The sequence below is a fragment of the Vibrio sp. 10N.286.51.B11 genome (genome assembly GCF_041469245.1).
In the GTDB taxonomy this organism is placed as follows: domain Bacteria; phylum Pseudomonadota; class Gammaproteobacteria; order Enterobacterales; family Vibrionaceae; genus Vibrio; species Vibrio crassostreae_C.
On record NZ_JBFRKI010000053.1, the window covers coordinates 1 to 25,956 of the forward strand.

The 25,956-nt window shown below is 45.8% G+C and carries 24 protein-coding genes; 12 read left to right on the forward strand and 12 right to left on the reverse strand.

Annotation, left to right across the window (positions count from 1 at the left end; all coding sequences use genetic code 11):
* Positions 1-323: 323 nt before the first annotated feature.
* The 6 genes from fre to trxA form a co-directional block, all read right to left on the reverse strand.
* A complete protein-coding gene (gene fre / locus AB4154_RS21430; protein WP_017059251.1) occupies positions 324-1,037 on the reverse strand; it encodes an NAD(P)H-flavin reductase in 714 nt (237 codons plus the stop codon).
* Between the two features lie 20 nt (positions 1,038-1,057).
* Positions 1,058-1,327, reverse strand: coding sequence for a 2Fe-2S iron-sulfur cluster-binding protein (locus tag AB4154_RS21435; RefSeq protein WP_372084326.1), 270 nt, complete (start codon positions 1,325-1,327; stop codon positions 1,058-1,060).
* Complete coding sequence (ubiD, locus tag AB4154_RS21440; RefSeq protein WP_017059250.1) at positions 1,324-3,165, reverse strand: 4-hydroxy-3-polyprenylbenzoate decarboxylase; 1,842 nt, start codon at positions 3,163-3,165, stop codon at positions 1,324-1,326. Before ubiD ends, AB4154_RS21435 begins: the two co-directional genes overlap by 4 nt.
* Positions 3,166-3,263: 98 nt before the next feature.
* Positions 3,264-4,259 (reverse strand): hypothetical protein, encoded by a 996-nt coding sequence (locus AB4154_RS21445; protein ID WP_017059249.1) that lies wholly within the window; start codon positions 4,257-4,259, stop codon positions 3,264-3,266.
* A gap of 110 nt (positions 4,260-4,369) precedes the next feature.
* Entirely contained in the window at positions 4,370-5,629 is a 1,260-nt protein-coding gene (gene rho, locus AB4154_RS21450) for a transcription termination factor Rho (protein WP_017062978.1), read from the reverse strand.
* A gap of 200 nt (positions 5,630-5,829) precedes the next feature.
* Positions 5,830-6,156 carry a thioredoxin TrxA gene (trxA, locus tag AB4154_RS21455; RefSeq protein WP_010440700.1) on the reverse strand — a complete coding sequence of 109 codons (327 nt, stop codon included), beginning with the start codon at positions 6,154-6,156 and terminating at the stop codon, positions 5,830-5,832.
* A gap of 111 nt (positions 6,157-6,267) precedes the next feature.
* On the opposite strand from trxA, the gene rhlB reads away from it, so the two are divergent.
* Positions 6,268-7,578, forward strand: coding sequence for an ATP-dependent RNA helicase RhlB (rhlB, locus tag AB4154_RS21460; protein ID WP_017062979.1), 1,311 nt, complete (start codon positions 6,268-6,270; stop codon positions 7,576-7,578).
* A gap of 6 nt (positions 7,579-7,584) precedes the next feature.
* A complete protein-coding gene (gene gppA, locus AB4154_RS21465; protein ID WP_017062980.1) occupies positions 7,585-9,078 on the forward strand; it encodes a guanosine-5'-triphosphate,3'-diphosphate diphosphatase in 1,494 nt (497 codons plus the stop codon).
* Positions 9,079-9,179: 101 nt separating this feature from the next.
* Here gppA and AB4154_RS21470 read toward each other — a convergent pair whose 3' ends face one another.
* The 3 genes from AB4154_RS21470 to recQ all read right to left on the reverse strand — a co-directional run bounded on the left by AB4154_RS21470 (position 9,180) and on the right by recQ (position 12,296).
* The gene (locus AB4154_RS21470; RefSeq protein ID WP_372124063.1) at positions 9,180-9,851 is read right to left on the reverse strand and encodes a 7-cyano-7-deazaguanine/7-aminomethyl-7-deazaguanine transporter; all 672 of its coding nucleotides are present in this window, start codon (positions 9,849-9,851) and stop codon (positions 9,180-9,182) included.
* 245 nt (positions 9,852-10,096) lie between these two features.
* Positions 10,097-10,408, reverse strand: coding sequence for a DUF3630 family protein (locus tag AB4154_RS21475; protein ID WP_017061332.1), 312 nt, complete (start codon positions 10,406-10,408; stop codon positions 10,097-10,099).
* A gap of 49 nt (positions 10,409-10,457) precedes the next feature.
* Complete coding sequence (gene recQ, locus AB4154_RS21480) at positions 10,458-12,296, reverse strand: ATP-dependent DNA helicase RecQ (RefSeq protein ID WP_372124065.1); 1,839 nt, start codon at positions 12,294-12,296, stop codon at positions 10,458-10,460.
* Between the two features lie 179 nt (positions 12,297-12,475).
* On the opposite strand from recQ, the gene rarD reads away from it, so the two are divergent.
* From rarD to tpx, 5 genes are all read left to right on the forward strand, one after another.
* Positions 12,476-13,384, forward strand: coding sequence for an EamA family transporter RarD (gene rarD, locus AB4154_RS21485; RefSeq protein ID WP_017061330.1), 909 nt, complete (start codon positions 12,476-12,478; stop codon positions 13,382-13,384).
* A gap of 86 nt (positions 13,385-13,470) precedes the next feature.
* A complete protein-coding gene (locus AB4154_RS21490; RefSeq protein ID WP_017065745.1) occupies positions 13,471-14,265 on the forward strand; it encodes an AraC family transcriptional regulator in 795 nt (264 codons plus the stop codon).
* Positions 14,266-14,363: 98 nt separating this feature from the next.
* Positions 14,364-15,026: a LysE family translocator gene (locus AB4154_RS21495; RefSeq protein ID WP_017061328.1), complete on the forward strand. Its 663-nt coding sequence runs from the start codon at positions 14,364-14,366 to the stop codon at positions 15,024-15,026.
* A gap of 91 nt (positions 15,027-15,117) precedes the next feature.
* Positions 15,118-16,875, forward strand: a complete 1,758-nt coding sequence (gene ggt / locus AB4154_RS21500) for a gamma-glutamyltransferase (protein WP_372115799.1) — start codon at positions 15,118-15,120, stop codon at positions 16,873-16,875.
* 785 nt (positions 16,876-17,660) lie between these two features.
* Positions 17,661-18,158 carry a thiol peroxidase gene (tpx, locus tag AB4154_RS21505; RefSeq protein ID WP_372124067.1) on the forward strand — a complete coding sequence of 166 codons (498 nt, stop codon included), beginning with the start codon at positions 17,661-17,663 and terminating at the stop codon, positions 18,156-18,158.
* Between the two features lie 172 nt (positions 18,159-18,330).
* On the opposite strand, the gene uvrD is transcribed toward tpx, so the two are convergent.
* Positions 18,331-20,505 carry a DNA helicase II gene (gene uvrD, locus AB4154_RS21510; protein ID WP_017061325.1) on the reverse strand — a complete coding sequence of 725 codons (2,175 nt, stop codon included), beginning with the start codon at positions 20,503-20,505 and terminating at the stop codon, positions 18,331-18,333.
* Between the two features lie 264 nt (positions 20,506-20,769).
* Between uvrD and AB4154_RS21515 the strand changes: the two genes are divergently transcribed.
* The 4 genes from AB4154_RS21515 (at position 20,770) to AB4154_RS21530 (ending at position 23,179) form a co-directional block, all read left to right on the forward strand.
* Positions 20,770-21,030 carry a DUF2282 domain-containing protein gene (locus AB4154_RS21515; RefSeq protein WP_004736650.1) on the forward strand — a complete coding sequence of 87 codons (261 nt, stop codon included), beginning with the start codon at positions 20,770-20,772 and terminating at the stop codon, positions 21,028-21,030.
* Positions 21,031-21,094: 64 nt separating this feature from the next.
* Positions 21,095-21,955, forward strand: a complete 861-nt coding sequence (locus AB4154_RS21520) for a DUF692 domain-containing protein (protein ID WP_017061324.1) — start codon at positions 21,095-21,097, stop codon at positions 21,953-21,955.
* Positions 21,952-22,719 (forward strand): DNA-binding domain-containing protein, encoded by a 768-nt coding sequence (locus AB4154_RS21525; RefSeq protein ID WP_017061323.1) that lies wholly within the window; start codon positions 21,952-21,954, stop codon positions 22,717-22,719. The genes AB4154_RS21520 and AB4154_RS21525 overlap by 4 nt, the downstream gene beginning before the upstream one ends.
* A 1-nt stretch (position 22,720) precedes the next feature.
* Positions 22,721-23,179: a DoxX family protein gene (locus AB4154_RS21530; protein ID WP_372124069.1), complete on the forward strand. Its 459-nt coding sequence runs from the start codon at positions 22,721-22,723 to the stop codon at positions 23,177-23,179.
* A gap of 97 nt (positions 23,180-23,276) precedes the next feature.
* Here AB4154_RS21530 and AB4154_RS21535 read toward each other — a convergent pair whose 3' ends face one another.
* Positions 23,277-23,558 carry a hypothetical protein gene (locus AB4154_RS21535; protein WP_009848181.1) on the reverse strand — a complete coding sequence of 94 codons (282 nt, stop codon included), beginning with the start codon at positions 23,556-23,558 and terminating at the stop codon, positions 23,277-23,279.
* Between the two features lie 102 nt (positions 23,559-23,660).
* On the reverse strand, positions 23,661-24,860 hold the full coding sequence (locus tag AB4154_RS21540) for a multidrug effflux MFS transporter (RefSeq protein WP_029235524.1): 1,200 nt from the start codon (positions 24,858-24,860) through the stop codon (positions 23,661-23,663).
* Between the two features lie 101 nt (positions 24,861-24,961).
* Between AB4154_RS21540 and AB4154_RS21545 the strand changes: the two genes are divergently transcribed.
* A complete protein-coding gene (locus tag AB4154_RS21545; RefSeq protein ID WP_017061320.1) occupies positions 24,962-25,903 on the forward strand; it encodes a LysR substrate-binding domain-containing protein in 942 nt (313 codons plus the stop codon).
* Positions 25,904-25,956: the final 53 nt, after the last annotated feature.

Here is a 25,956-nt window from a genome sequence, read left to right on the forward strand (position 1 = left end):
TTAAATTGTTAAAGAGCTTAACTTCTTGAGCGTTCCTTTTAAGTAAGGAGCCTCTCGAAGTGGACGGCCATTCTAGCGAATTAACATTCAGTGTCAAACACTTTTTGAAAATTAATTTTTTGTCGCTTTCCGTCTTACTGATTCTTGCTGAAGCCTTGTGGCGTCTGCCGTCTCAGTGGTGTCGCATTATAGGGAACCCTCTCAGCTTAGCAACTACTTTTTCATGAAAAATGAATAAATAGGGGTTAACTGCCTAATAGTTCACCTAAACGTAAAAAAGAGAGCATTTCTGCTCTCTTTTTGCTCAAAATCTAAGGGTATTGTTAGATAAATGCGTAAGCATCAGCGTACATATGGTCACGCTTTGCTTCTTTATTCTGAGTAAATAGGTCTCTTGCAGCGCCCGCCATTTCAAAACGACCTGCAATATAGATATCGAAATCAGCTAATGATTCGAAACTTTGCATAACAGCCTCAAGCACATTACCTGTTTGGCCATGCCAAACTTCCGGTGCTTCTTCTACTACCGGTACAAAGTGCACATTGCTATGCTTTTCTGCAATGCCAACCAACTCTTCTTTAGCATATAACTGGCACTCATCTTTTGCGCCCCAGTATAGGTAGATCTCTTTCGAGCTATTTTGCGCGATGCAGTGATCAAGAATAGAGCGCACGTAGCTGAAACCCGTGCCACCAGCAATAAGTAATAGAGGGCGATCGCTTTCTTCTTTGATCCAAGCATCTCCGTGTGGAGCATCAATCGCAATATCGCCATCTTCAGCTTGTGCCTTCTTCATCGCTTCAACCACTTCTAGTGCGTAAGCGTTGTGCTCGGCAGCACCAATGTGCAGCTCAAGCTCACCTTCGTGGCGGCAAGGGCTACTTGCGATAGAGAATGGGCGCTTATCTTTCTCGCCCATTTCAACCATCAGGTACTGGCCCGCTTTAAAAGCGACCGGTGTTTCTGGGTGAAGTAGGATTTGGTAAGTATTACAAGCCAAAGGCTCGATAGACTTCACTTTACATTTAATAGTCATGTTCTTCCTCTTACTAACCCTTAATCGGCAAAGGTTAGAACTAAATTACTTTCTGCAAATGCTTGGCAAGCAAAAATCCAGCCTTGTTGCTGCTCTTTCTCTGTGAGCATGGGTTCAAGGTGGTAACTCACTTGCCCTTCTAATTTTTTGCACATACACATTGCGCATGCGCCAACTTGGCAACGGTTTGAGAAATAGATATCGCTGTTGAGCGCAGCATCCAAGACCGTTTGCCCTTTTTCTACTGTGAAACTGATGTTTTCTGGGTATAAGACTACTTGGTAGCTCATGAAATTCCTAGCTGTTCCCAGATGCTATCAATCTTTTTCACAACATCAGGATCTTTTGTGATTGGTACACCCCACTCACGCAGGCATTCACCTTCCCACTTATTGGTCGCATCGAGACCCATTTTTGAGTGTCCAGTTTCGTTCTGCAGGAATAACGTATCTCTCGCCGGATCCATTCTTGTCGTTACAGCCCAAATGATGTCATTCCAATCACTCACATTGACATCGCCATCACACACGATAACAAACTTGTTCTCATCAAATTGAGACCAAACCGCTTCCATGATTTTCTTACCATTACCGGCAGCTTGCTTATCAATAGACACCACAACCATGCTGGCATTGTCGTTTTGCAGGTGAACATCAATAATTTCAGGATGAACCTTGGTTAACTCAGCCAAGCTACCCTCAATATGTTCACTATTTACAGGTGCTGTTTGGACATCTGGCGATAACGCTAACTCTGCGTCCCACTTCTTAGTAATATCTAGACCCATCTTAGAACCTAACCCAACCACGGGTGAGGCAAAATCCAATGAATCGATCGGCGTGTTCTCTATCATCAGGCTATCGCGTGACGGATCCATATGTTCGCACATCGCTGCGGTTACTTGAGACCAATCACGTGCATTCACATCTTCATCACACACCAATACAAATTTGGTGTACATGAATTGGCGTAAGAAAGACCATACACCCATCATCACTCGCTTAGCGTGACCTGGGTATTGCTTCTTCATGGTCACGACTGCCATTCGGTACGAACAACCTTCAGGCGGTAGATAGAAATCTTCAATCTCTGGGAACTGCTTTTGAAGAATAGGCACAAACACTTCATTTAGCGCAACACCCAATACCGCTGGCTCATCAGGTGGACGGCCAGTATAGGTGCTGTGATAGATAGGGTTCTCGCGCATGGTTACATGAGTAATAGTAAACACATGGTGCTTTTCTTTCTCGTTGTAGTAACCAGTATGATCTCCGTAAGGCCCTTCATCTGCGAATTCATTCGGGTCGATGTAACCTTCCATCACGATTTCTGCACTTGCGGGAACTTCTAAGTCGTTGCTGATTGATTTAACGACCTCAGTTTTACTACCACGTAGTAAGCCTGCAAACGCGTACTCAGATAAACTATCCGGCACTGGCGTAACCGCACCAAGAATGGTGGCAGGATCAGCACCAAACGCTACCGATACTGGGAATGGTTTCCCAGGGTTAGTTTCCATCCAATCACGCAGATCCAATGCTCCACCACGGTGGGCTAACCAACGCATGATGATTTTATTCTTGCCGATCTTCTGCTGACGATAGATACCTAAGTTTTGGCGTTTCTTGTTTGGACCACGAGTAACCGTTAAACCCCATGTTAGCAATGGCGCGACATCATCAGCCCAACAGCTCATCACAGGGATTTTATCTAGGTCGACGTCATCGCCTTGCCATACCACTTGTTGGCAAGCCGCTTTGCGAAGGCGTTTAGCTGGCATGTTTAAGACTTGCTTAAACACAGGTAGTTTATCAAGAGCGTCTTTAAAGCCTTTTGGTGGCTCAGGTTCTTTTAGGTAAGCAAGCAACTTGCCCACTTCACGCAGTTCTTTGACTTCTTGACGTCCCATACCAATAGCAACCCGATTAGGTGTACCAAATAGATTGGTCAAAACGGGCATGTCATAGCCTACTGGATTTTCAAACAAAAGAGCCGGGCCACCAGCACGTAGAGTACGGTCGCTAATCTCGGTCATTTCGTAGTCTGGATCGACTGGGTGAGAAATGCGTTTCAACTGACCAATACTTTCAAGATGGTCGATAAAATCACGTAAATCTTTAAAACTCATAGGACTTCTACATGCTGATTATTCTGCGCTCAGTATATCAAAAAGGGTGACGCTGAGGTCCCCCTTTTTAGTGTGGTTATTGAGAGGCAAAATCCACTTTACGGTAATGCTTGCTCGATCAAAGAACTCTTCACCTGAGGGTTATCATTGACGAGATCTTGCAACCATCGCGTATGACCTTGTTTGGCGAGTTCACGCGCAACTAATGGTGCTTCATCAGCAATCGCCATCCTAGAGACAAGGAACAGCTTCACCTCTTCTGATAACGGGTTAACTTTGGTAAGCAAAGTAATCGCTTCATCTTTCAAACGCGGGTTCTTAGTCGCTGCCATCACCTGTTCAAGCGCGAACGTTTGTTTGGTTTCAGCAAGGCGAACTAGCTCAGCTTGGCTATGATAATCGGCCTTCATTCGCCATAGAATTTTGTAAACCTCTGGGTCTTCGCTCACTTGCGCTAATCGAACCACCACCTCAGTAGAAGGTAACCAACTAACAATAGAAGATGCGGTGAGTTGCTTAGTTAGGTAATCAACCGCTTCAGGAGACAAACTGTCTAGCTCTCTAATGAGCAACGCTTCTCGCGTTTGAACTTGATGTTCAGATCCAGATAACCACTCTTTTAGGTCGAGTTCCTGTTTCTCTGCATCTAACACAAACACCAATGTCTTCTGATCTTGACGCCATTGTTTAATAAGGCGATTAGCAATTGAAGGGTAATTAAAGGCAGGTACCGTAAACTCATAGCCATCGCCACGTTCTAAGACTTGATAAGTGGGCGTGATAGCAAGTTGCTGCTCGATGAAGATAGACATCTTGGGTGTGAGTACGATTTTTTGCTGTTCAAGCTTCTTCAAGAGTTGGTAACGAGCCACCTCTTGCTGGGGAAATGTCAGGCGCTCAAGCGCAAAGCGTAGCGAATTGACTTCGTCACGTACGACAAGCTCTAGTAGTTCAGCAGTTTTCAGTTTTACTTGATCATTCTCAAGCCAAGACTCTACTGTAAGTGGAGACATCTCGGTGGCATAGCTCATACCAACCGGTGAAAATAACAGTGAAGTAGACAGGAGTAATGATGACAACAGTCCATGTTGCATTTTAACGTCCTTGTAACACTTTTGCTCATTCTGCAAGCTGGCGCTACAAAATGCAAATAAAAAGCGCCACCCGAGGGCAGCGCTTATTAAATACGATCAGCTAATCAATATTACTGACGACGCATTGCGTCAAAGAACTCATCGTTCGTTTTCGTCATTGCTAGCTTGTCGATAAGGAATTCCATTGCGTCGATTTCGCCCATTGGGTGAACAATCTTACGCAGGATCCACATCTTCTGTAGTTCATCGTTCTTGGTAAGAAGCTCTTCACGACGAGTACCAGAGCGGTTGAAATCAATCGCTGGGAATACGCGTTTTTCAGCAATCTTACGGTTAAGGTGCAGTTCCATGTTACCTGTACCTTTGAATTCTTCGTAGATAACTTCATCCATCTTAGAACCAGTATCAACCAGTGCTGTTGCGATGATCGTTAAGCTACCGCCTTCTTCTACGTTACGTGCCGCACCGAAGAAACGCTTTGGACGATGTAGAGCATTCGCATCAACACCACCAGTAAGAACTTTACCTGATGAAGGAATCACAGTGTTGTAAGCACGAGCTAGACGAGTAATAGAATCCAGTAGAATAACTACATCTTTCTTGTGTTCAACAAGGCGCTTCGCTTTCTCGATAACCATTTCTGCAACTTGTACGTGGCGAGATGCTGGCTCATCGAATGTTGAAGCAACTACTTCGCCTTTAACTAGACGCTGCATTTCTGTTACTTCTTCTGGACGCTCATCGATAAGTAGAACCATTAGTTCACACTCAGGATGGTTACGTGCAATGCTTTGAGCAATGTTTTGCAGAAGCATTGTCTTACCCGCTTTAGGCGGAGCAACAATCAGACCACGCTGACCTTTACCAATTGGAGATGCAAGGTCAAGAATACGAGCCGTAATATCTTCAGTCGCACCATTACCCGCTTCCATCACCATACGTTCGTTAGCGTGAAGAGGAGTAAGGTTTTCGAAAAGAATCTTGTTACGTGCGTTGTCTGGCTTGTCGTAGTTAACCGTGTTTACTTTAAGCAGTGCAAAGTAACGCTCACCGTCTTTAGGTGGACGGATTTTACCGCCAATAGAGTCACCTGTACGTAGGTTAAAACGACGAATTTGGCTTGGTGATACGTAGATATCATCTGGGCCAGCCAGGTATGAACTGTCGGCGCTACGTAGGAAACCAAAACCGTCTTGAAGAATTTCTAGAACACCATCACCAAAGATGTCTTCACCACTTTTTGCATGCGCTTTAAGGATGGAGAAGATAATGTCTTGTTTTCTTAGGCGAGCTTGATTTTCAAGACCTAAGCTTTCGCTAAGTTTAACAAGCTCAGACACAGGTCTGTTCTTCAGTTCAGTAAGATTCATAGTGGTGGAAGTTTGTTTAGTCAAAATAGGATCTGTTTTCTTAAGTTAAGAAGGATTTGGTCACAGGATCGACCAAGAAGAGAAATTCGTTCAATTAACGTGCGATAAATTAGCACTAAAACTAAGACTAGTCCATAGCTTAGAAAAAACAAAACCGCGCATTTGTTAACTGCACGGTTTCTTTTCAAATGCTGACCTGATTAAAGGTTAGCGTCTAAGAACTCTTTAAGTTGAGTTTTAGATAATGCACCAACTTTAGTCGCTGCTACGCCGCCATCTTTGAAAAGAAGTAGCGTTGGAATACCGCGAATACCAAACTTTGGTGGAGTACCAGCATTTTGGTCGATATTTAATTTACCGATTGTGAGCTTGCCTTCGTACTCGTCTGCGATTTCATCAAGAATCGGCGCAATCATTTTACATGGACCACACCATTCTGCCCAAAAATCAACAAGAACAGGGCCTGCAGCATTGATTACATCGTTATCAAAACCGTCATCAGTTAGCTGCAAAATCTTATCACTCATCTTCCACTCCAATGTGTTTTTTAGAACTGGTTGGATGATAACCAGTAAATAGATGCCCTATTGGAATGTATTTACTTTCGTATTGCAAGCTTAAGCTGATATTCTATAGCAATGAAAAAGACGCATATCACAGAGCAAAAGTTCGCCGACTTGGATTTACTTCCGCAAGTCATTGAAGGATTGGAGAAAAAAGGGTTCGATTATTGTACCCCTATCCAAGCCTTGGCGCTCCCGGTACTGCTCACCGGCCAAGACATTGCAGGCCAGGCCCAAACGGGTACTGGTAAAACGCTTGCGTTTCTTACTGCTACTTTTAACCACCTGCTAAAAACATCTGAGCATGAAGGGCGTAAGCCTAACCAGCCACGTGCGATTATTATGGCACCAACGCGTGAACTCGCGATTCAGATCTACAACGATGCTGACTCTCTGGTTGAAAGCACAGGTATCAAGGCAGCACTTGCTTACGGTGGCGAAAGCTACGACAAGCAACTAGGTAAAATCGAAGAAGGCGCAGATATCTTAATTGGTACGACTGGCCGCATCATCGATTTCTACAAGCAGAAGGTATTTAACCTTAACCACATTCAAGCTGTTGTTCTTGACGAAGCTGATCGCATGTTCGATCTTGGTTTCATCAAAGACATCCGCTTCTTGTTCCGCCGTATGCCTGAGCCAAAAGATCGCCTGAACATGCTGTTCTCTGCGACATTGTCTTACCGCGTACAAGAGCTAGCGTTCGAACACATGCACAACCCAGAGCATGTTGTTGTTGAGCCAGAGCGTAAAACAGGTCACCGCATTCAGGAAGAGCTGTTCTACCCATCAAACGAACACAAAATGGCACTGCTGCAGACTCTAGTTGAAGAAGAGTGGCCAGAGCGCGCTATCATCTTCGCTAACACTAAGCACAAATGTGAGTCTGTTTGGGGTCACCTAGCTGCAGATGGTCACCGTGTTGGCCTGCTAACTGGCGATGTTCCTCAGAAGAAACGTGAAAAGATTCTTGAGCAATTCACTAAAGGTGATGTTGACCTGCTTGTCGCAACCGACGTTGCAGCACGTGGTCTACACATTCCTCAAGTAACACACGTATTCAACTTCGACCTACCTGATGACTGTGAAGATTACGTTCACCGTATCGGCCGTACAGGTCGTGCTGGTGCAAGTGGTCACTCGATCAGCTTTGCTTGTGAAGATTACGCAATCAACTTGCCACCAATCGAAGAATACATTGAGCACGCGATCCCTGTGTCCGACTACGATGCTTCTGCACTGCTAGAAGATCTACCAGCACCATTGCGCTTACGTACACGTAACCCGCAACAACGCCGCTCAAACAACAATGGCCCACGCAACGGGAACCGTAAACCAAACCAGAACCGTCGCCCACGCCAACCGCGTCATAACAAGGAAGCTTAGTCGCTTATGAGTCAAACAGTGTCACCCCCGCTTTACGCTGCAATCGACCTCGGGTCGAACAGTTTTCATATGCTCGTTGTGCGTCATATCGATGGCAGCGTACAAACCATGGCTAAAATTAAGCGCAAAGTGCGTTTAGCTGCAGGCTTAGATGAAAATAATGCGCTTAGTACAGAAGCCATGCAGCGCGGTTGGGACTGTTTGAGTCTCTTTGCAGAGCGACTTCAAGATATTCCGAAAGAAAATATCCGCATTGTCGGTACAGCGACCCTACGTACTGCTATCAATGTGGATATATTTCTAGAGAAAGCGAACCAGATCCTTGGTTACGACATCAATGTTATCTCCGGAGAAGAAGAAGCTGCGACTATCTATAAAGGCGTAGCACACACTTCTGGTGGCAGCGGCCGCCGACTGGTTGTTGATATTGGTGGCGCAAGCACCGAGATGATCATTGGTGAAGGCTTCTCAGCGAAAGCCCTAACCAGCCTAAAGATGGGCTGTGTTACTTGGCTTGAGCGCCACTTTAAAAACCGCCAATTAACCGCTACCAACTTTAACAACGCCATTGAAGCGGCGAAGTCGACGTTGGCTCCTATCCTAGATAGCTACACTGATATCGGATGGGATGTGTGTGTGGGCGCCAGCGGTACCGTTCAAGCACTGCAAGAGATCATGTTGGCGCAAGGCATGGATGAAGTGATTACTCATGCCAAACTTAAGCGTCTACAGAAACAAGCGATGATTACTGAGCGCTTGGAAGAGCTAGAAATCGAAGGACTTACCCTTGAACGCGCATTAGTGTTCCCGAGTGGCCTTTCTATTCTTATTGCTATTTTTGAGCTGCTTGAAATAGATTCAATGACACTCGCAGGCGGCGCACTCCGTGAAGGCCTAGCCTACGAGATGGTTGATGAGCTACGCCAAGAAGATATCCGAGCGCGTACCATTAAGAGTGTTCAATCACGCTACCAAATGGACGTAAGCTACGGTGAACAAGTAGCAGTAGTCGCACAAACGCTGCTAGACCAAGCGGGCGCCGAAGCGTGGGTTTCAGAACCTCAAGCTGGTGTGCTATTGCAAACGGCAGCTAAGCTTCACGAGATTGGTTTAACCATCGATTTCAAAAAAGGCGGTGAGCACAGCGCTTATCTGCTGCAGAACTTAGACCTACCTGGCTTTACTCGAGCGCAAAAGCACTACTTGGGTGAGTTAACTCGTCGCTACCGTGAACAGTTAACCTCATTACCAGAGCAACACGCTATCTCAGGAACCAGTAGCAAGCGTATTTTACGTATTCTGCGTTTAGCTATTTTGCTGACCCACCGTCGTAACCCAGCGCTAGAGCCTGAGTTCAAACTGACGACGAATGACAACAATCTAACCCTAACGCTTTCTAAGCAATGGTTAGCTGACAATCCGCTGACCGCTGCAGAGCTAGAGATCGAGTCGAATAGACAAACCGATATTGGCTGGCCATTGAATATTAAATGCCTCTGATATTAGTATCTGACGCTAGAAATTAAAAAAGCCCAAGTTAATAGACTAACTTGGGCTTTTTCTTATCGCTGCATTAATGCTTTGTGTTACAAATCTCAAACTTAAGCGTTCACGCCTGTCGCTTTAAAGTCAGGGTTCACTGCGGTTAGCTTTCTAACAATGTAGTTAAGAAGCACGCCGTACATAGGCACGAACAAGCCTAGGCTGATGATAAGTTTGAATCCGTAATCGACTAAAGCAATCTCAGTCCAATGCTCGGCCATAAATGGATCTGGGCTTTGATAGAAAGCAATCGCAAAGAAAGCGATTGTATCAATGGCATTACCGAATAGCGTTGAACATGTTGGGGCAACCCACCACTGTTTAAGCTGACGCAGACGGTTGAAAACATGCACATCTAAGACCTGACCCAGTAAATAAGCCATGAAGCTCGCCGCGGCGATACGTGCAACAAACAAGTTGAACTCACCTAGTTGGCTAAAGCCTTGGAATGAACCTTCAAAGAACACCACTGACAAGAAATAAGAAACGGCCAGAGCTGGTAGCATCACTAAGAAAATGATTTTACGGGCAAGCTGCGCGCCAAAAATGCGTACGGTCAGATCGGTCGCTAGGAAGATAAACGGGAAAGTGAAAGCACCCCAAGTGGTGTGCATACCGAAGACGGTAAAAGGTAGCTGAACCAGATAGTTGCTTGACGCAATAATCACCAAATGGAACAAAACTAATAGTGCTAAGGCTTTGCGCTGTCGCGCAGGGGTAAAGTTACTCATGCTGTACCTTTTTAGTTTGGTTTGGGGGTGAGGGAACCCAAATCGAGTCATTTCTTCGAATAATCCAAGAAAGCTCTTACCAATAATGTGAATTAAAAAATGTATCTAAAAATTGCTCTGCTGAGCGGCGGGCGATTATACATTAATCAATATTGGCTGCAACGGTGAGAACAAACGCAAACGTTTATTCTCACTTTTATTGGTGAATAGCTCTAGAAGCTGTGTTTTAGAAGAGATGCCAAAAGTTAAAAACCGCGCTTGAAAAGCGTCGCGAGATAATCAAACTCTTCTCGGCTTTCTTCAGCGTTTAACGACTCAAACCAAATTGATTCACTGTAATGTTCGGACTTTAAGAACATTCGGCAATCTTCAAAATCAATCAACCAAGAATGCATATCGGCGTCCCATTGCTTTTCAACAACTGACGCTGACAACAACGCCACCAGCTTTTCACCTAGCACTTCATAAGAATCAAAATCAAAACTTGGAGACGTAATCAATAAACGCCCTTCCTCAGCTAAATACTCTCTTAAGCCAAATTCTGTTTGTGTTGTCATGTCCCTATCAACCTTATTCTTTTTCTATTAGTTAGACGTTTCTCGCAAACTAGCCGTGTGTGGTGATGTGTTCTTGAATCAGATCTAGGAATGGGTCTGCGTACTTATCGAGTTTACGTTGACCGACACCGTTGACTGCCAGCATTTCTCCGTATGAAGTAGGTAGTATTTCAGCCATATCAATCAAGGTCGCGTCACTGAATACCACATATGGTGGCAAGCCATCTTCATCAGCAATCGACTTACGCAGCTTACGCAGTTTCGCAAACAGCTTCTTATCGTAATTCTTGCTGCTTAACTTATCGGACTTAGCATTACGCACCGCTGTATCTAAACGAGGAACAGCCAATTCCAAAGACATCTCACCGCGCAGCAGCGGGCGGGCTTCTTCTGTTAGCTGTAAAGTTGAGTTACGAGTGATGTTCTGGAACAGCAAGCCTTTATGAATCAGCTGACGGAAGATACTGATCCAGTAATCATGACTGTGATCGCGGCCAATACCGTAGGTAGATAGCTTATCGTGACCATTATCGCGGACACGGATGTTCTGCATGCCTCGCATTACTTCGACCACGTAGCCCATACCAAATGACTGATTCACACGGTACACACAAGACAACGCCTTCTGTGCTTCTTGGGTCGCGTCAAAGTGTTTTGGTGGATCTAAGCAGATATCGCAGTTGCCACATTGCTTCTCGCGATATTCGCCAAAATAGTTAAGCAGAACCTGACGACGACACGTTTGCGCTTCAGCAAAGGCACTCATCGCATTCAGCTTGTGCATCTCAACTTGTTTCTGTGGGCCTTCTTCTTTCTCATCTAGCATACGACGCAGCCAACCCATATCAGCCGGGTCAAACAACATCATCGCTTCAGCAGGCAAACCATCACGACCTGCACGGCCTGTCTCTTGATAGTAAGACTCGATATTACGTGGGATATCAAAGTGCACCACGAAACGTACGTTGGGTTTGTTGATGCCCATACCGAAAGCCACAGTCGCGACCACGATCTGAATATCATCGCGTTGGAAGGCTTCTTGAACGTAAGCACGCTCATCGGTGTCCATACCAGCGTGATAACCCGCGGCGCGAATACCGTTATTGCACAGCTTCTCGGTCACCATCTCCACTTTCTTACGGCTACCACAGTAGATGATGCCGCAATTGCCCTTTTGTGTTTCTAGGTAGCGAACCACCTGTGACACGGGTTTGTGCTTCTCAACCAAGTTGTAGCGAATATTAGGGCGATCAAAGCTGCCTAAGTAAGTATGCGGGTCCAGGAGCTGTAGGCGCGAGATAATATCTTTACGCGTCGCATCATCAGCGGTTGCTGTGAGCGCCATGTAAGGCACATGCGGAAAGTACTGTTTAAGCTGGCCTAATGATGCGTATTCAGGGCGGAAGTCGTGACCCCATTGAGAGATACAGTGCGCTTCATCGACTGCAATCATTGAAAGCGGTAAAACCTGAAGACGCTCGATAAAGTCACGCATCAACACGCGCTCTGGCGACACATACACCATTTTCAGCTGACCTGAGTTCATGCGATTGAACACATTCAGCAATTGGTCACGTGGCATTGAAGAGTTAATACACTCAGCAGCAACACCATTGGCCTTCAGTTGATCGACTTGGTCTTTCATCAACGAGATCAGCGGCGAGATAACCAGAGTCAGCCCTTCACGAACCAAAGCAGGGATTTGGTAACACAGAGATTTACCACCACCGGTTGGCATAATCACCAAGCTGTCTTTGCCTTCAACGGCCAAATCAATGACCTCTTGCTGACCATCGCGAAAGCTTTGATAGCCAAACACATCTTGTAAGATGGTTTGCGCATCATTCGCGGGAGTTGGTATTTGCTCAGCAATCAGAGTGGCGGTCATTGTGGTTCCTAATCGAGGTATGAAATCAGCAAGCATCTTCTGCAAGCAAGTCGCACATTGTAGAGGGGAACGCTGGCGAATTAAACCGCAAATTGTTAGGTGAAAAGGGTTATCGCTCCTATACTGACCAACTCTCTTATAAATCTTATTAATAAGCACTCAGTGCTAGAGAAAGATGCATGACACAGGAAGAACAACAACGTACGCGCCAAGGAGTTTTGCTTGCCGTCGGCGCCTACACAATGTGGGGTATCGCCCCTATATATTTCAAATCTTTAAGTGACGTTTCCCCGTTAGAGATCCTCAGCCACCGTGTAGTATGGTCTTTTTTCCTACTCGCTTTCTTACTGCACATTGGCCGCAGCTGGCGTAAAGTCCGCGATACCCTGACCTCAAAACCAAAAATGCTCTATTTGGTAGCGACGTCTATTTTGGTGGGTGCTAACTGGCTGATCTTTATCTGGGCGGTGAACTCCAATCACATGCTCGATGCCAGTTTGGGGTATTACATCAACCCGCTGATTAACGTGTTACTTGGGATGCTCTTCCTTGGCGAACGCTTACGTAAGCTGCAATGGTTTGCTGTGGCTCTGGCTGCGATTGGCGTATTAATCCAATTAATTGCCTTCGGCTCAGTGCCTATCGTCGCCATTGCCCTAGCCTTTAGCTTTGGTTTTTATGGCTTGCTGCGTAAGAAAGTCAGCTTAGAAGCACAAACGGGTCTGTTCATTGAAACTCTGGTGATGCTGCCTCTCGCCGCAACCTACTTACTGTTTATTGCCGATAGCCCGACCTCAAACTTATCGATGAACCCGATGCAACTCAACCTATTACTGGTTGCTGCCGGTGTGATCACCACGGTTCCATTGCTGTGTTTTACTGGCGCTGCAACTCGCTTGAAGCTATCAACACTCGGTTTCTTCCAGTACATCGGTCCAAGCTTGATGTTCTTACTGGCGGTTCTGATCTACGGCGAAGCCTTTACCTCAGATAAAGCAATCACCTTTGCTTTCATATGGGGGGCACTGGTTATTTTCAGCTTTGATGGCCTGCGTAACAACAAGAAGAACAAACGCGCGAAACAGTGATATTGATCGTTTTTTACAAGACAATCCCTTAATACGCAGATAAGCTTGGTTGAATTGATGACTATTTGACCAAGCTTTTTTGTACCATGGATAAAGTCCACTACTACTCTACCCCAACAGAAGATATCAGCCTGATCCAAGCTCAATACCAAGAGTTTGCCTTTCAACGCCACTATCATTTGGACTTTCACATCGGCTTAATTACCCAAGGGCAGCAAAAGTTCGCCTACAAAGGGGCGAGCCACCATGTCGGTGCAGGCCAAGTGGTTATCATGCCACCTGATGAGCTGCATGATGGGCACTCCAAACTCGATTCAGGTTATCAAGTCAGTGTGTTTGCAGTTTCTCCTCAATGGTTTCAAGATCTTGCCGATCCCAAGCAAAATGGTCACACATTAGGCTTTTCTGAGTTGATCCTCTCCGATCAAGCTGCGTTTTTACAATTACGCAACTTACACGGCCTGTTAATCAATCAAAGCATCAGCCAACTCGCTCAAGATTGCTTACCATTCGAGGGGTTCTCAACGATTGTCGATCGTTATGCAAAATTTGGATCGAAGAGTGACATCAAACTGGGTAATCAATCGATTAATACACTCAAAGACTATTTGATGGCGAATTTGGACCAGCCAGTGCGATTGGAACAACTGTCTGAGCTGTGCGGCTTAACCACAACTCAATTCCAACGCCACTTTAAGAACAGAATGGGCATCACCCCTTACGCGTGGCTGAGCCGTTTACGTATGGAACAGAGCATGCGCCTGATTAAATCTGGGATCTGTGGTACTAAAGTCGCGCACCAAGTAGGCTTCTATGATCAAGCACACTTCTCCAAGGCATTCAAAACCACATTCGGCGTACCACCCTCACAAATCAACTAAGTGTTGATAATTTACAATTGCTCGATTTCAAATCGCGGTAAGCTACGCTCAATACGATTACTTATTTAATAATAGCGGCAACGTTATTGAGAACTGACATGAACGAAGTCACCATACTGATCACCCTCGCCTCTATCCATTTCATCGCTTTGATGAGCCCCGGCCCTGACTTTGCGTTAGTCGTGCAAAATGCGACACGCCACGGCAGACAAACAGGCTTGTACATTGCGCTTGGTTTATCTTGCGGGATCTTACTGCATTCGTTGCTCAGCCTGACGGGAATCAGTTACCTAGTCCACCAGCAACCAACCCTATTTGCCATTATCCAGTTGGCTGGCGGTAGCTACTTGCTGTACTTAGGCTACGGTGCACTTAAAGCAACCTGGCAAATCATTCAGAACCACGACGATGACGACGATACCGTCAATGCCAAAGATCTGATTCTGACCAACAAGCGTCAGGCATTTTCGAAAGGGTTTGCGACCAATATTCTCAACCCAAAAGCTTTGGTGTTCTTTATTAGCTTGATGTCGAGCTTAGTGCCTGCCGACATGTCTCTATCAGGTAAAGGCTTTGCGCTTATTATCTTGTTTGGTCTGTCTCTGTTTTGGTTTTCACTACTGGCGTGGATGCTTTCGACTAAGGCTCTACAGAAGAAACTTAGCGAAGCAACGGTATACATCGATGGCTTATGTGGCGTGGTATTCAGCCTGATTGGCGCGAGTATTCTTTGGCAGTCGCTGTCCGGTTTAATCGCTTAAATTCGAATCAAGATTACAATTCGTTAACAACGCACTGGCTATCTAATCTTTCCGCTGCCAATCTAGCTCTGCATATTAAAAGGAGAAGATCATGCAGTGGAAAACAAAACTAACAACCCTCGCCACTTCTACCCTACTTTTTGCCTCTCACGTCAGTTGGGCAAATCAAGCTGCCGATTCCGTCGCACCCGAACAAAGTAGTGGTTTAGAAACCAAACAACTCGTTAAAGCCAACGATTGGATGGTCACCGCAGCCAACCCTCTTGCAACACAAGCCGGTGCTGATGTACTTGCCCGTGGTGGTAACGCAATTGACGCCATGGTTGCCGTGCAGCTTATGCTTGGCTTAGTGGAACCTCAGTCATCAGGTATTGGTGGCGGCGCGTTCCTTGTCTATTTTGATGGCAAAGACAAACAGCTCAAGACCTACGATGGCCGTGAAACTGCGCCACTTGATGCCACCCCACGTCTATTCCAAGACGAAAACGGACAACCGCTTAAATTCTATGATGCCGTGGTTGGCGGTCGTTCTGTTGCCACGCCGGGCACGGTGCAATTGCTGTGGGACACTCACCAGAAATACGGCAAGCTCGAATGGGCATCACTGATTAAACCTATCGCTCAGTTAGCTGAAGAAGGTTTTACTATCAGCCCACGTTTAGCCACCTTGATCGAAAACGACCAAGAACGTCTGAGCCGCTTTGCGACAACTAAAGCCTACTTCTTCAATGCCGATGGCAGCCCGAAAGCCGCTGGCACGCAACTTAAGAACCCTGAATACGCGGCAACGTTACACGCTATCTCCAAGGATGGTGCTAAAGCTTTCTACCAAGGGGAGATTTCTGCCGACATCATTAACACAGTACAAACAGCGAAAGGTAACCCGGGCGTATTGGCACAGAAAGATTTCGACGCCTATTCGATCAAGCAGCGCGAACCGGTTTGTTCTGCTTATGAAAGCTACGATATTTGCGGAATGGGGCCACCAAGCTCTGGTGCGTTAACGGTTGGACAAATCCTTGCAATGACTGAGCAGTTTGACCTCAAATCATGGGGGCCAAACGACGCAAAATCTTGGCAAGTGTTAGCAGACGCTTCTCGCTTAGCCTTTGCAGACCGTGGTATGTACATGGCAGACCAAGATTATGTGCCTATGCCAACCCAAGGGTTAGTGAATACTGACTATTTGCAAGAGCGTGCTCAGTTAATTACCGCAGGTAAGGCATTAGACAGCGCACCTTCAGGCACCCCACCGTGGGATCATGCGATGCAGAGAAGCCAAGATGTTTCTATTGAGTTGCCGTCCACCAGCCACTTCAACATTGTCGATAGTGATGGCAATGTCGTATCGATGACTACCACTATTGAGAATGCCTTTGGCTCACGTTTGATGGTTAGAGGTTTCCTACTCAATAACGAACTAACCGACTTCTCATTCAAGACTCATAACGATGGCAAACCTATCGCGAACCGACTTGAACCGGGTAAGCGCCCACGTTCTTCAATGGCACCGACCATCATCATGCAAGACGATAAACCTTATATGGCGATCGGTTCTCCGGGTGGTAGCCGCATCATAGGTTATGTGGCACAAGCGATCATTGCTCACACCCAATGGGACATGGATATCCAACAAGCGATCAACCAACCACACTTCCTAAATCGCTTCGGTACCTTAGATTTGGAAAAAGGAACATCTGCGGAAAACTTCAAACCTGAGCTAGAAAAGATGGGATTTGAGGTCAACATTCGCGATCTTAACTCGGGTTTACACGCTATTCGCATCACAAAAGATGGTCTAGAAGGTGCTGCAGACCCTCGCCGTGAAGGTGCAGCTATTGGCCAATAGGGAATAATCCTCCCTTTTTACTCGCAGCCTTGTGCGAGATCTCTCACAAGGCAGTGAGTAAATATCGATATTTGATGACGAAATTAGTCACCCACAAACCGTAACCGATTGAAATTAAACAATACGTACATTTATCATTCAAATAATTATATAGAAATTCGCTTATGCACCATTGCTGATAAATAAGGAATCGGTAATATGAATGGTGTCGGAAGGATGCTGACACGGAACAGGAAACGCCAAGGACTTGGTTATCTTCAGGATGAAGATTCGATTACTCAGGATGAATAATCGGCATGGATAGCGAAATGGACATTGAATGGACGCAATAGTAACTAGGATGGTTGCTACTAAGGAAAGACAATGGACACCTCTGGACGAGGAAAGGACTGAACATCAGGATGATGTCAAGGACACCGCTCAAGGAACAAGTGACGCGCGCTAACGAGGATTGTTGGCAGATCAGGATAAGATCAAGGACACCGCTAGGAAGGCGACGAAAGGAATACGCTGAAGGATAACAGCACACTATCATGGATTTGATGCATGGAGCACACTTAGTAGCCGGATTGCTGCGAGTAAGACTATAGACCCCGATGAGCGCAAGCTCTCGGGGTTTTTCTTTATCTGTCGTCCCGCTTTTTCTTCCCCTAAAGCAAATAAATCAAAGACCTTTGATTACAATTCTGACATTTAAATAATTCACTTCTTAACCACTTCCGAGTAACGTAAGTCTTACTAGGCTCAACTAGTTTCATAACCATAAGTAAACTAAGGACAAATTCATGTCACACGTTACCTTCAAAGGCGCTGCTGTACCGCTAACTGGCACATTCCCACAAACTGGCGAACAAGCACCAAGCTTTGCACTAACTGCAGGCGATCTTTCTGAACTGACTCTTGCTTCTCTTGCAGGCAAGAAAGTGGTTCTAAACATCTTCCCAAGCATCGACACAGCAACTTGTGCAACGAGCGTACGTACGTTCAACGCAAAAGCGGCAGAGCTTGAGAACACGGTGGTTGTTTGTATTTCTGCTGACCTACCATTTGCTGCAGGTCGCTTCTGCGAACTAGAAGGCATTGAAGGCGTTCAACACGCTTCGACTTTCCGTTCTCCTACATTCGCATCAGACTACGGCGTAGCGATTGCTGAAGGTCCGCTATCAGGCCTAACTACACGTGCAGTTGTGGTTGTTGATGAAAAAGGTGTGGTAACACACAGCGAGTTGGTTGCAGAGATCACTGAAGAACCAAACTACGAAGCGGCACTTGCAGCACTGTAAGTCTCCTTTCTAGGCAGGAATGCCTTAAGCTCGGAACCTGCCTATTTAGACTGGTTTCGAGCAATAAAAAAGAGCAGCCATTGGCTGCTCTTTCTGTTTTTAATGCGGATTACTTTTGAATGCTGAACGGTTTTTAAAGACCAAACTGCTTTTTAGATATTAAAGTAGCAGATTAAAGCTGTTCTAAACGCGCGTAAGCCGTCACTAACCACTTGATGCCTTCACCGTTAAACGCGACTTGAACTCGGCTTTGCGGGCCACTTCCTTCAAAGTTGATGATAGTACCTTCACCAAACTTAGGGTGCTTAACGCGCGAGCCCAAGCTAAAGCCAGTTTCATTGAAGTTCTCTTTCACAGCGGTTTGGCTAAAGCGGCCGCTGCTTGCAGGGCGGCTCACTTGCGCTTTCATACGTACTTCATCCAGACAGGTCTCTGGTAGCTCACGAATAAAGCGTGACGGTTTGTGGTACTTGTCTTGCCCGTACAATCGACGCATCTCTGCGTAAGTGATATAAAGCTTCTCCATCGCACGAGTCATGCCTACGTAACACAGACGACGTTCTTCTTCCAAGCGCCCAGCTTCTTCTGCTGACATCTGGCTTGGGAACATGCCTTCTTCAACGCCAACCATGAATACCATTGGGAACTCTAGGCCTTTGGCACTGTGCAGAGTCATGAGCTGAACCGCGTCATCAAACTCATCAGCCTGACCTTCACCCGCCTCTAACGCTGCATGAGTCAAGAAAGCAGTAAGCATGCTCATCTCATCCGCTTCTTCTGGTTTTTCAAACTGACGCGTTGCCGTTACCAATTCTTCCAAGTTCTCAATACGAGCCTTCGACTTCTCACCCTTCTCTTGCTCGTACATCGCAAACAGACCCGACGATTTAATCACGTGGTCGGTTTGTTCATGCAGGCTAAGTTCTAGCGTGTCATCTTCAAGCGCATTAATCAGCTCGATAAAGCGACTCAATGCACCCGCAGCACGACCGGGTAGCACTTGCTCTTCTATCAAAGCAACACTTGCTTCCCACATGGTTGCACCACGATCACGAGCGGCAAGACGAATCGTTTCTAACGTTTTATCGCCCAAGCCACGCGTTGGCGTATTAACCACACGTTCAAACGCCGCATCATTACTGCGGTTGCTCATTAAGCGCATGTAGCTCAAGGCGTCTCTGATTTCCTGACGCTCGAAGAATCGCATGCCGCCGTAGATTCGGTAAGGGAGACCACCTTGGATCAAAGCTTCTTCAAGAACACGCGATTGAGCGTTATTACGATATAGCATTGCGGTATCTTCTAACGCACCGCCTTTCTCTTGCCACTCTTTGATTTTGCTAACTGTGAAACGCGCTTCATCTAGCTCGTTATAAGCCGAGTACACAGAGATTGGCTCGCCATCGTTGCCATCAGTCCACAGCTCTTTACCCATACGTTCGGTGTTGTTCGAGATAAGCTCGTTCGACGCCTGCAGAATGGTTTTAGTTGAACGGTAGTTTTGTTCAAGTCGAACCGTCGAAGCTCCTGGGAATTCATCCAAGAACTTCTGAATATTTTCGATCTTCGCACCACGCCAACCATAGATAGATTGGTCATCATCACCTACGATCATCACGCGACAATCTGGGCCAGCCATCATCCGAAGCCAAGCGTATTGAATGTTGTTGGTATCTTGGAATTCGTCGACAAGGATATGCTTAAAGCGTGCTTGGTAGTGCTCTCGGATGTGTTTCTTATCGCGTAATAGCTCATGCGATCTCAGCAAGATTTCCGCAAAGTCGACCAAGCCAGCACGGTCACATGCTTCTTGGTAAGCAGAATAGATCTTTAACCACGTTTGAGTTATTGGATCATGGTAGGCGTCAATGTGACTTGGGCGTAATCCCTCGTCTTTCTTACCATTGATCCACCAAGAAGCTTGCTTGGCAGGCCACTGCTTTTCATCAAGGTTTTGCGCCTTGATTAAGCGGCGTAGCAAACGAATCTGATCATCAGAATCAATGATCTGGAAATCTTCTGGCAGTTTTGCATCTAGGTAGTGAGCACGAAGGATGCGGTGACAAATACCGTGGAAGGTGCCGTTCCACATGCCTGACGAACTACCCATCATCAACTCTTCAATACGACCACGCATCTCTGCTGCCGCTTTGTTGGTGAAGGTAACCGACATAATAGAGAACGGCGATGCTTGCTCTACGCTTTGCAGCCAAGCAATACGATGCACCAACACTCGCGTTTTACCACTGCCTGCACCTGCCAGAATAAGTAGGTTTTCTAAAGGTGCCGCGACCGCCTCACGTTGTTTATCGTTTAGGCCATCGAGTAAAAGCGAAGGATCTATCATTGGATATGCTCACTACTGGGTATTTATACATAAAAGTTGATTATAACCTAAACACTAGGCTGCGTTTAGGATAATAAGAAGAAAAAACAATCAAAAATTAACATCATTAATTCAATAACTTAAGAGGTGAAACATCATTAATGTTGATATTTTTTATAATGCCGTGAAATTATTTCCCGGTTGTTCCAATCCTTTTTAGTAAGCAAGTTAACAATCCATTAACCTGCGATATGAAAATACTATTAAGTCCTAGAGGGAATGACTATGAAAAATTCTAATCTTGCTGTTACAGCTGCAATCACAAGTGTACTAGCGTTCGGCGGTGCAGTTCTTACATCAGCACCTGCGGAAGCAGCAGCAAAAGAAAAATGCTACGGCGTGGCAAAAGCTGGCCAAAATGATTGTGCAACCAAAACAAGCTCATGTGCGGGTACAGCAAAAGAAGACAACCAATCCGATGCGTTCGTAGTCGTACCTAAAGGGCTATGTGGCAAATTATCAGGTGGTAACACTCAATCATCATAATTGAGCTGCTTAGTATGGTGAGCTGACATTCAGCTCACCTCCACTTCTTGTTAGGAGAATCGTTGTGACTCAAACTCTTCACCCCTACGCAGGGGTTGGCCTTAGAACACCGCACTTGGACTTCTTTAGCCAAAATCCAGCCTTAGTAAGTTGGTTAGAAGTTCACAGCGAGAACTACTTCTTAGCTCAATCACCGCAACGACAACAACTCAGAGAAATTCGTCACGCACACAACATCAGTTGTCACGGTGTTGGGTTGTCGCTAGGTTCTGTTGAGCGCATCAATCAACATCATCTTGTGCAATTAAAAGAGCTCATTGATGATATCGAACCCTTCTTGGTTTCTGATCATCTCAGTTGGAGTCAGACAGGTGGTCATTACTTCAATGACTTGCTACCGCTGCCTTACACAGAAGAAGCATTGGAAGTCTTCTGTCGTAATGTCATCGAGGTTCAAGACAGCTTGCAACGCCCGATGTTGATTGAGAACCCATCGAGCTACCTATCCTTCAAGCATTCTACTATTCCTGAGTGGGAGTTTTTGGCTGAGGTACAAAAGCGTACTGAGTGTCGCCTACTGCTCGATTTCAATAATATTTTCGTCTCATCTTTTAATCATGGCTTTAGTTGTGAAGAGTACTTAAACGGAATACCAGCAGACAAAGTTGAAGAGATTCACTTGGCAGGTTTTACCAAAAAGAAGCTTGAACAAGGTGAGATCTGGATAGACACACACAGTAAACCTGTCTGTGACGAAGTGTGGAAACTCTACACTGACTGGGTTGCACAACATGGTTTGCGCCATACCTTGATTGAGTGGGATCTCGATATCCCAGAGCCACAAGTTTTATTGGCTGAAGCAACCAAAGCCAGTGATATCTTGTATCAACACGACAAGTTCAACCAAAGGAGTCGCGCCTCATGAGCCACTCCCTAGCAGAGGTTCAATTGGAGTTTGCTAACGCCCTACGCTATCAAAACAATGGTGAGTACTGCGACATAGTGAGCGACCATTTTACCGATGAACAACGCATCCAGATTTACCGTAATAACTTTGTGATCAGCTTGAGCGAAGTTCTGGCAGCAACCTACCCACTCACTGAAATGTTGGTTGGTGAAGAGTGCTTCCAACAGATGGCTCGTCAACATGTCTTACATTATCCATCGACCTCTGGTGATGTCAGTGGTTACGGTGAACACTTTGAACAGACTATCCAAGCCTTTCCTGCCGTTATTGAGGCTGCACCTTATCTCGGTGAAGTGGCTTTGTATGAATGGCAGAAAGATAGCTTGGTAAGGTTTTCGTCACAAGCACATGTCGACCAGAGACCTCTTTCTTGCCTTGCAGATGTACCACAAGAGCAACAAGGCGCTTTAGTCTTTCATCTCAAAGATTCAATAACACTGATTCATTCTAGTTACACGATTATCGCGCTTGAACACGCCATCTATCAGCAGCAACTTGATGGGCTAGACATCAACCAAGCTGAATTTGGGGTGTTAATCCGAGCTGAGAATTCACAGGTTGAGAGCCATAGTTTGAGTGAAGAGAGCCACCAACTCCTCACTGAATTGCAATCAGGTCGAACACTCTCAGCAATCGATCCTTTATTACTACAACATCTGAATACTGTTATGGCGCTAAACGTCATCTCAGGTTTTTCAATCAATGCCGAATTGGAGGCATAACATGGATAACAACACAGTCACGAACATGATGGCTCAATACGACAGTTTGATTGAGAAATCACAGGCATTTTTTGTTCCAGTGCTTCTACTATTTTGTCGCCTTTGGGTGGCGTGGGTATTCTTTAATTCTGGACTCACCAAGATAGCTACTTGGGATAGCACGCTTTACTTGTTTGAATTGGAATACCAAGTGCCACTGCTACCTTGGGAATTGGCTGCTTACATGGGCACTGCCGCTGAGTTAATTCTACCGATGTTTTTAGCGCTCGGTTTATTAACACGACCTATGGCTGCGGTGTTGTTCGTTTTCAATATCATTGCTGTCGTGTCTTACCCTGTATTGTGGGATCAAGGCTTCTACGATCATCAGCTTTGGGGGTTAATGATTCTTATCGTTGTCGTGTGGGGCGCAGGACCATTCTCACTTGATAGAGTTTTGAAAGCGCAGTTCAGGAATTAAAATAAGTTTTCACCTCTTTTGAACTGCTAAAGCTAAATGCTACAGCCCAAACGCAAGAAACCACTCAATTGAGTGGTTTTTTTTAACTGGGATAAGCTTACTTATTTAGAAAAGCTTGTAGCTCTTCAGCAGAGATGCCTTGCTCTGCAAGTTCTTTTGCCAATAGCTGAACCTGCTCACCCTTACGAGACTCTACCACACGCTGAAATTGGTAAATGATATCTCGCAAAGTATCGATTGGAACTTGTTTTGCCGCACTGCGAATACGCTCTTCACTTTGGTTGCCTAGCTCTTTAAGCAGTTTACCAAACATGACCTTTTCAGGTGCATCTTCCATTTGTTCTAAGACGCGCGCCATTTCGTAGGTTGTTAATGACATTACAGTATTTTCCGTTGGGGACTAACGTTTCAATGAGTGACAAATATACCATGTTTTAACGTTTCGAAAACCGCCATTTGTATATTTTGTCACCCTTGTAACTTATGCCTTAGCAAACGTCGTGTGCCAAGACTTACCCGCTTTGCTCGCAAGCACTAATAACGCAGGAACAATCAGGAACATTTGCAGAGCAATCATCACTTGCGACGTTAAATCAAGACGTTGCATGGTACCCACAAGAAGCCCTGAACCGCTCATTTGGAACAAGCCAAGCAGCGCAGCAGCTGTACCCGCACGGTCACCGAAAGGTTCTAGAGCTTTACCTGCCGCAGCACCAAGAATCCAAGCAAAGCCAACTGACGATAAGAAGATCGGTAGCATGAACGCGATTGGAGTAGCGTGCTCAGCAAGCACCAACATAATCACACCCGCTAAGCCCAGCGTCGAGATACCAACCACCAGTGCTTTATAGGTACCAAAACGGTCCATAAATTTAGGTGCAGTAAACGCAGCTGCAATGTTGATGGCCGCATTAACACCAAACCAGAAAGTAAACTCTTTCATGGTCAGGCCTAGGTTTTCCATCAACACAACTGGTGCAGAGGTTACATAAGCGAGGATAACCGCCATCGCCATCAGACACAAGGTTGCGTGGAAAAGGAATGATGGTGTTTTCAATACTGACCAGTATCGCTCAAGCTTGAATACCGCAACCTTTTCTGTCGCAGGGTTAGACTCTTTCATTTGGAAGAATAAGATAGTGCCAACAACGACAGCAAAGCCTGCCATAAAGCTAAAGTTCGAGCGCCAACCAAATTGATGTGTTAACCAAGCGCCAAGAATGGGTGCCAAAGCAGGAATAAAACAGATTGCACCATTAAGGTAGCTGATCATACGGCCACTCTTCTCTGGGCCAAATAGATCGCGAACCGTTGCAAAGGCTGCTACAGAAGTCGCACAAGCTCCTAAGCCTTGTAGCAGCCGAGCCATTAGCATCATATCAATCGATTGAGCTGCCCACGCCAAGCAAGCACTCAATGCATAGATACTAACACCTCCCAATGCAACGGTTCGACGTCCTAGCTTATCAGCCAAAGGGCCAGCAAATAATTGCCCGACACCCATGGCGAATAAAAACCAGGTAATCGTATCTTGTGCTAGTGCATGTTCCACGTGAAACGCTGTCGAAATTTGTGGCAGAGCTGGTAGGTAGATATCAATAGCCAGAGGGCTAAATAAAACCAACATTGCCAATAAAGCAACCTGCAGTTTACTAGGGGTTGGAAGCGCGTTAGAAGGCACAAGATTCTCCGAATGAGTTAATTTAGGTGCATAATAACCAACTAAAGATATGAACAAAAATGGCATATACTCATTAGCATTATTCCAAATAGGAAACTCATATGAATATTGAGAAACTATCGCGCCTCGACCTCAATCTATTAGTTTGCTTGCAGGTGCTGATGGAAGAGCTAAGTGTGACTCGCACCGCCCACCGATTGTGCCTAAGCCAGTCAGCGGTTAGTAAGTCATTGGCCAAACTTCGTGAGCAATTTAATGATCCCCTTTTCACGCGAAGTGCTCATGGTCTGCGACCAACACCAAAGGCGGTCTTTCTCAAACCTCGATTAGAAACGCTGATCAACCAACTTGATGTGCTCACCCAACCAGAGACCTTCATTCCCAACAACAGTGACCACAGTTTTCACATTGCGGCTGTTGAGAGCGTTTACCCACTTATTCTTCCCCACTTTTTACCAGCGATATTTCGACAAGCCCCTAAGGTGAATATCAACACCCACGCTTGGACGGAGCAAACCTTTAAGAAGCTGCAGCTCGGTGAGCTCGATATCGGACTCACAGGTAAAGACATCGACATCAACGACGCACGTTTAACTATGCTGCCGCCAGATGATATTTGCGAGCAAGAGATCTACCGTGACGCGCAGATGTGTGTGCTAAGACGCAACCACCCCGCTCTGAATGGCAAATGGGATCTGGAAACCTACCTTGCACAGCGTCATGTACAAGTAAGATGTGATGGTAACGATCGTTGGCTGCTCGACTATAAGCTTGCCGACCTTGGTCACCAACGTGATATCGCTATTTCTGTTCCAGACTTCAATAGCGCCGCAAGCCTATGTACCTACACCGACTTTGTGTTTACTGCACCAAGCCACTTTACTTACCTCGTCGCCAAGCAACTCGACTTAGTGGTTGTCCCTTTACCGATGGAATTCCCACCGATGGCATACACTCTGTTTTGGCACCGTGACAGAGAAAATGACCCAGCGTTAACTTGGCTACGAGATATCATCAAAGAAAAAACTCTGCACCTTAGATAAAAATGGCGTACAGCGTTTGCAGCAAACGAACAAAAGCGCTAGCTTATTGACCT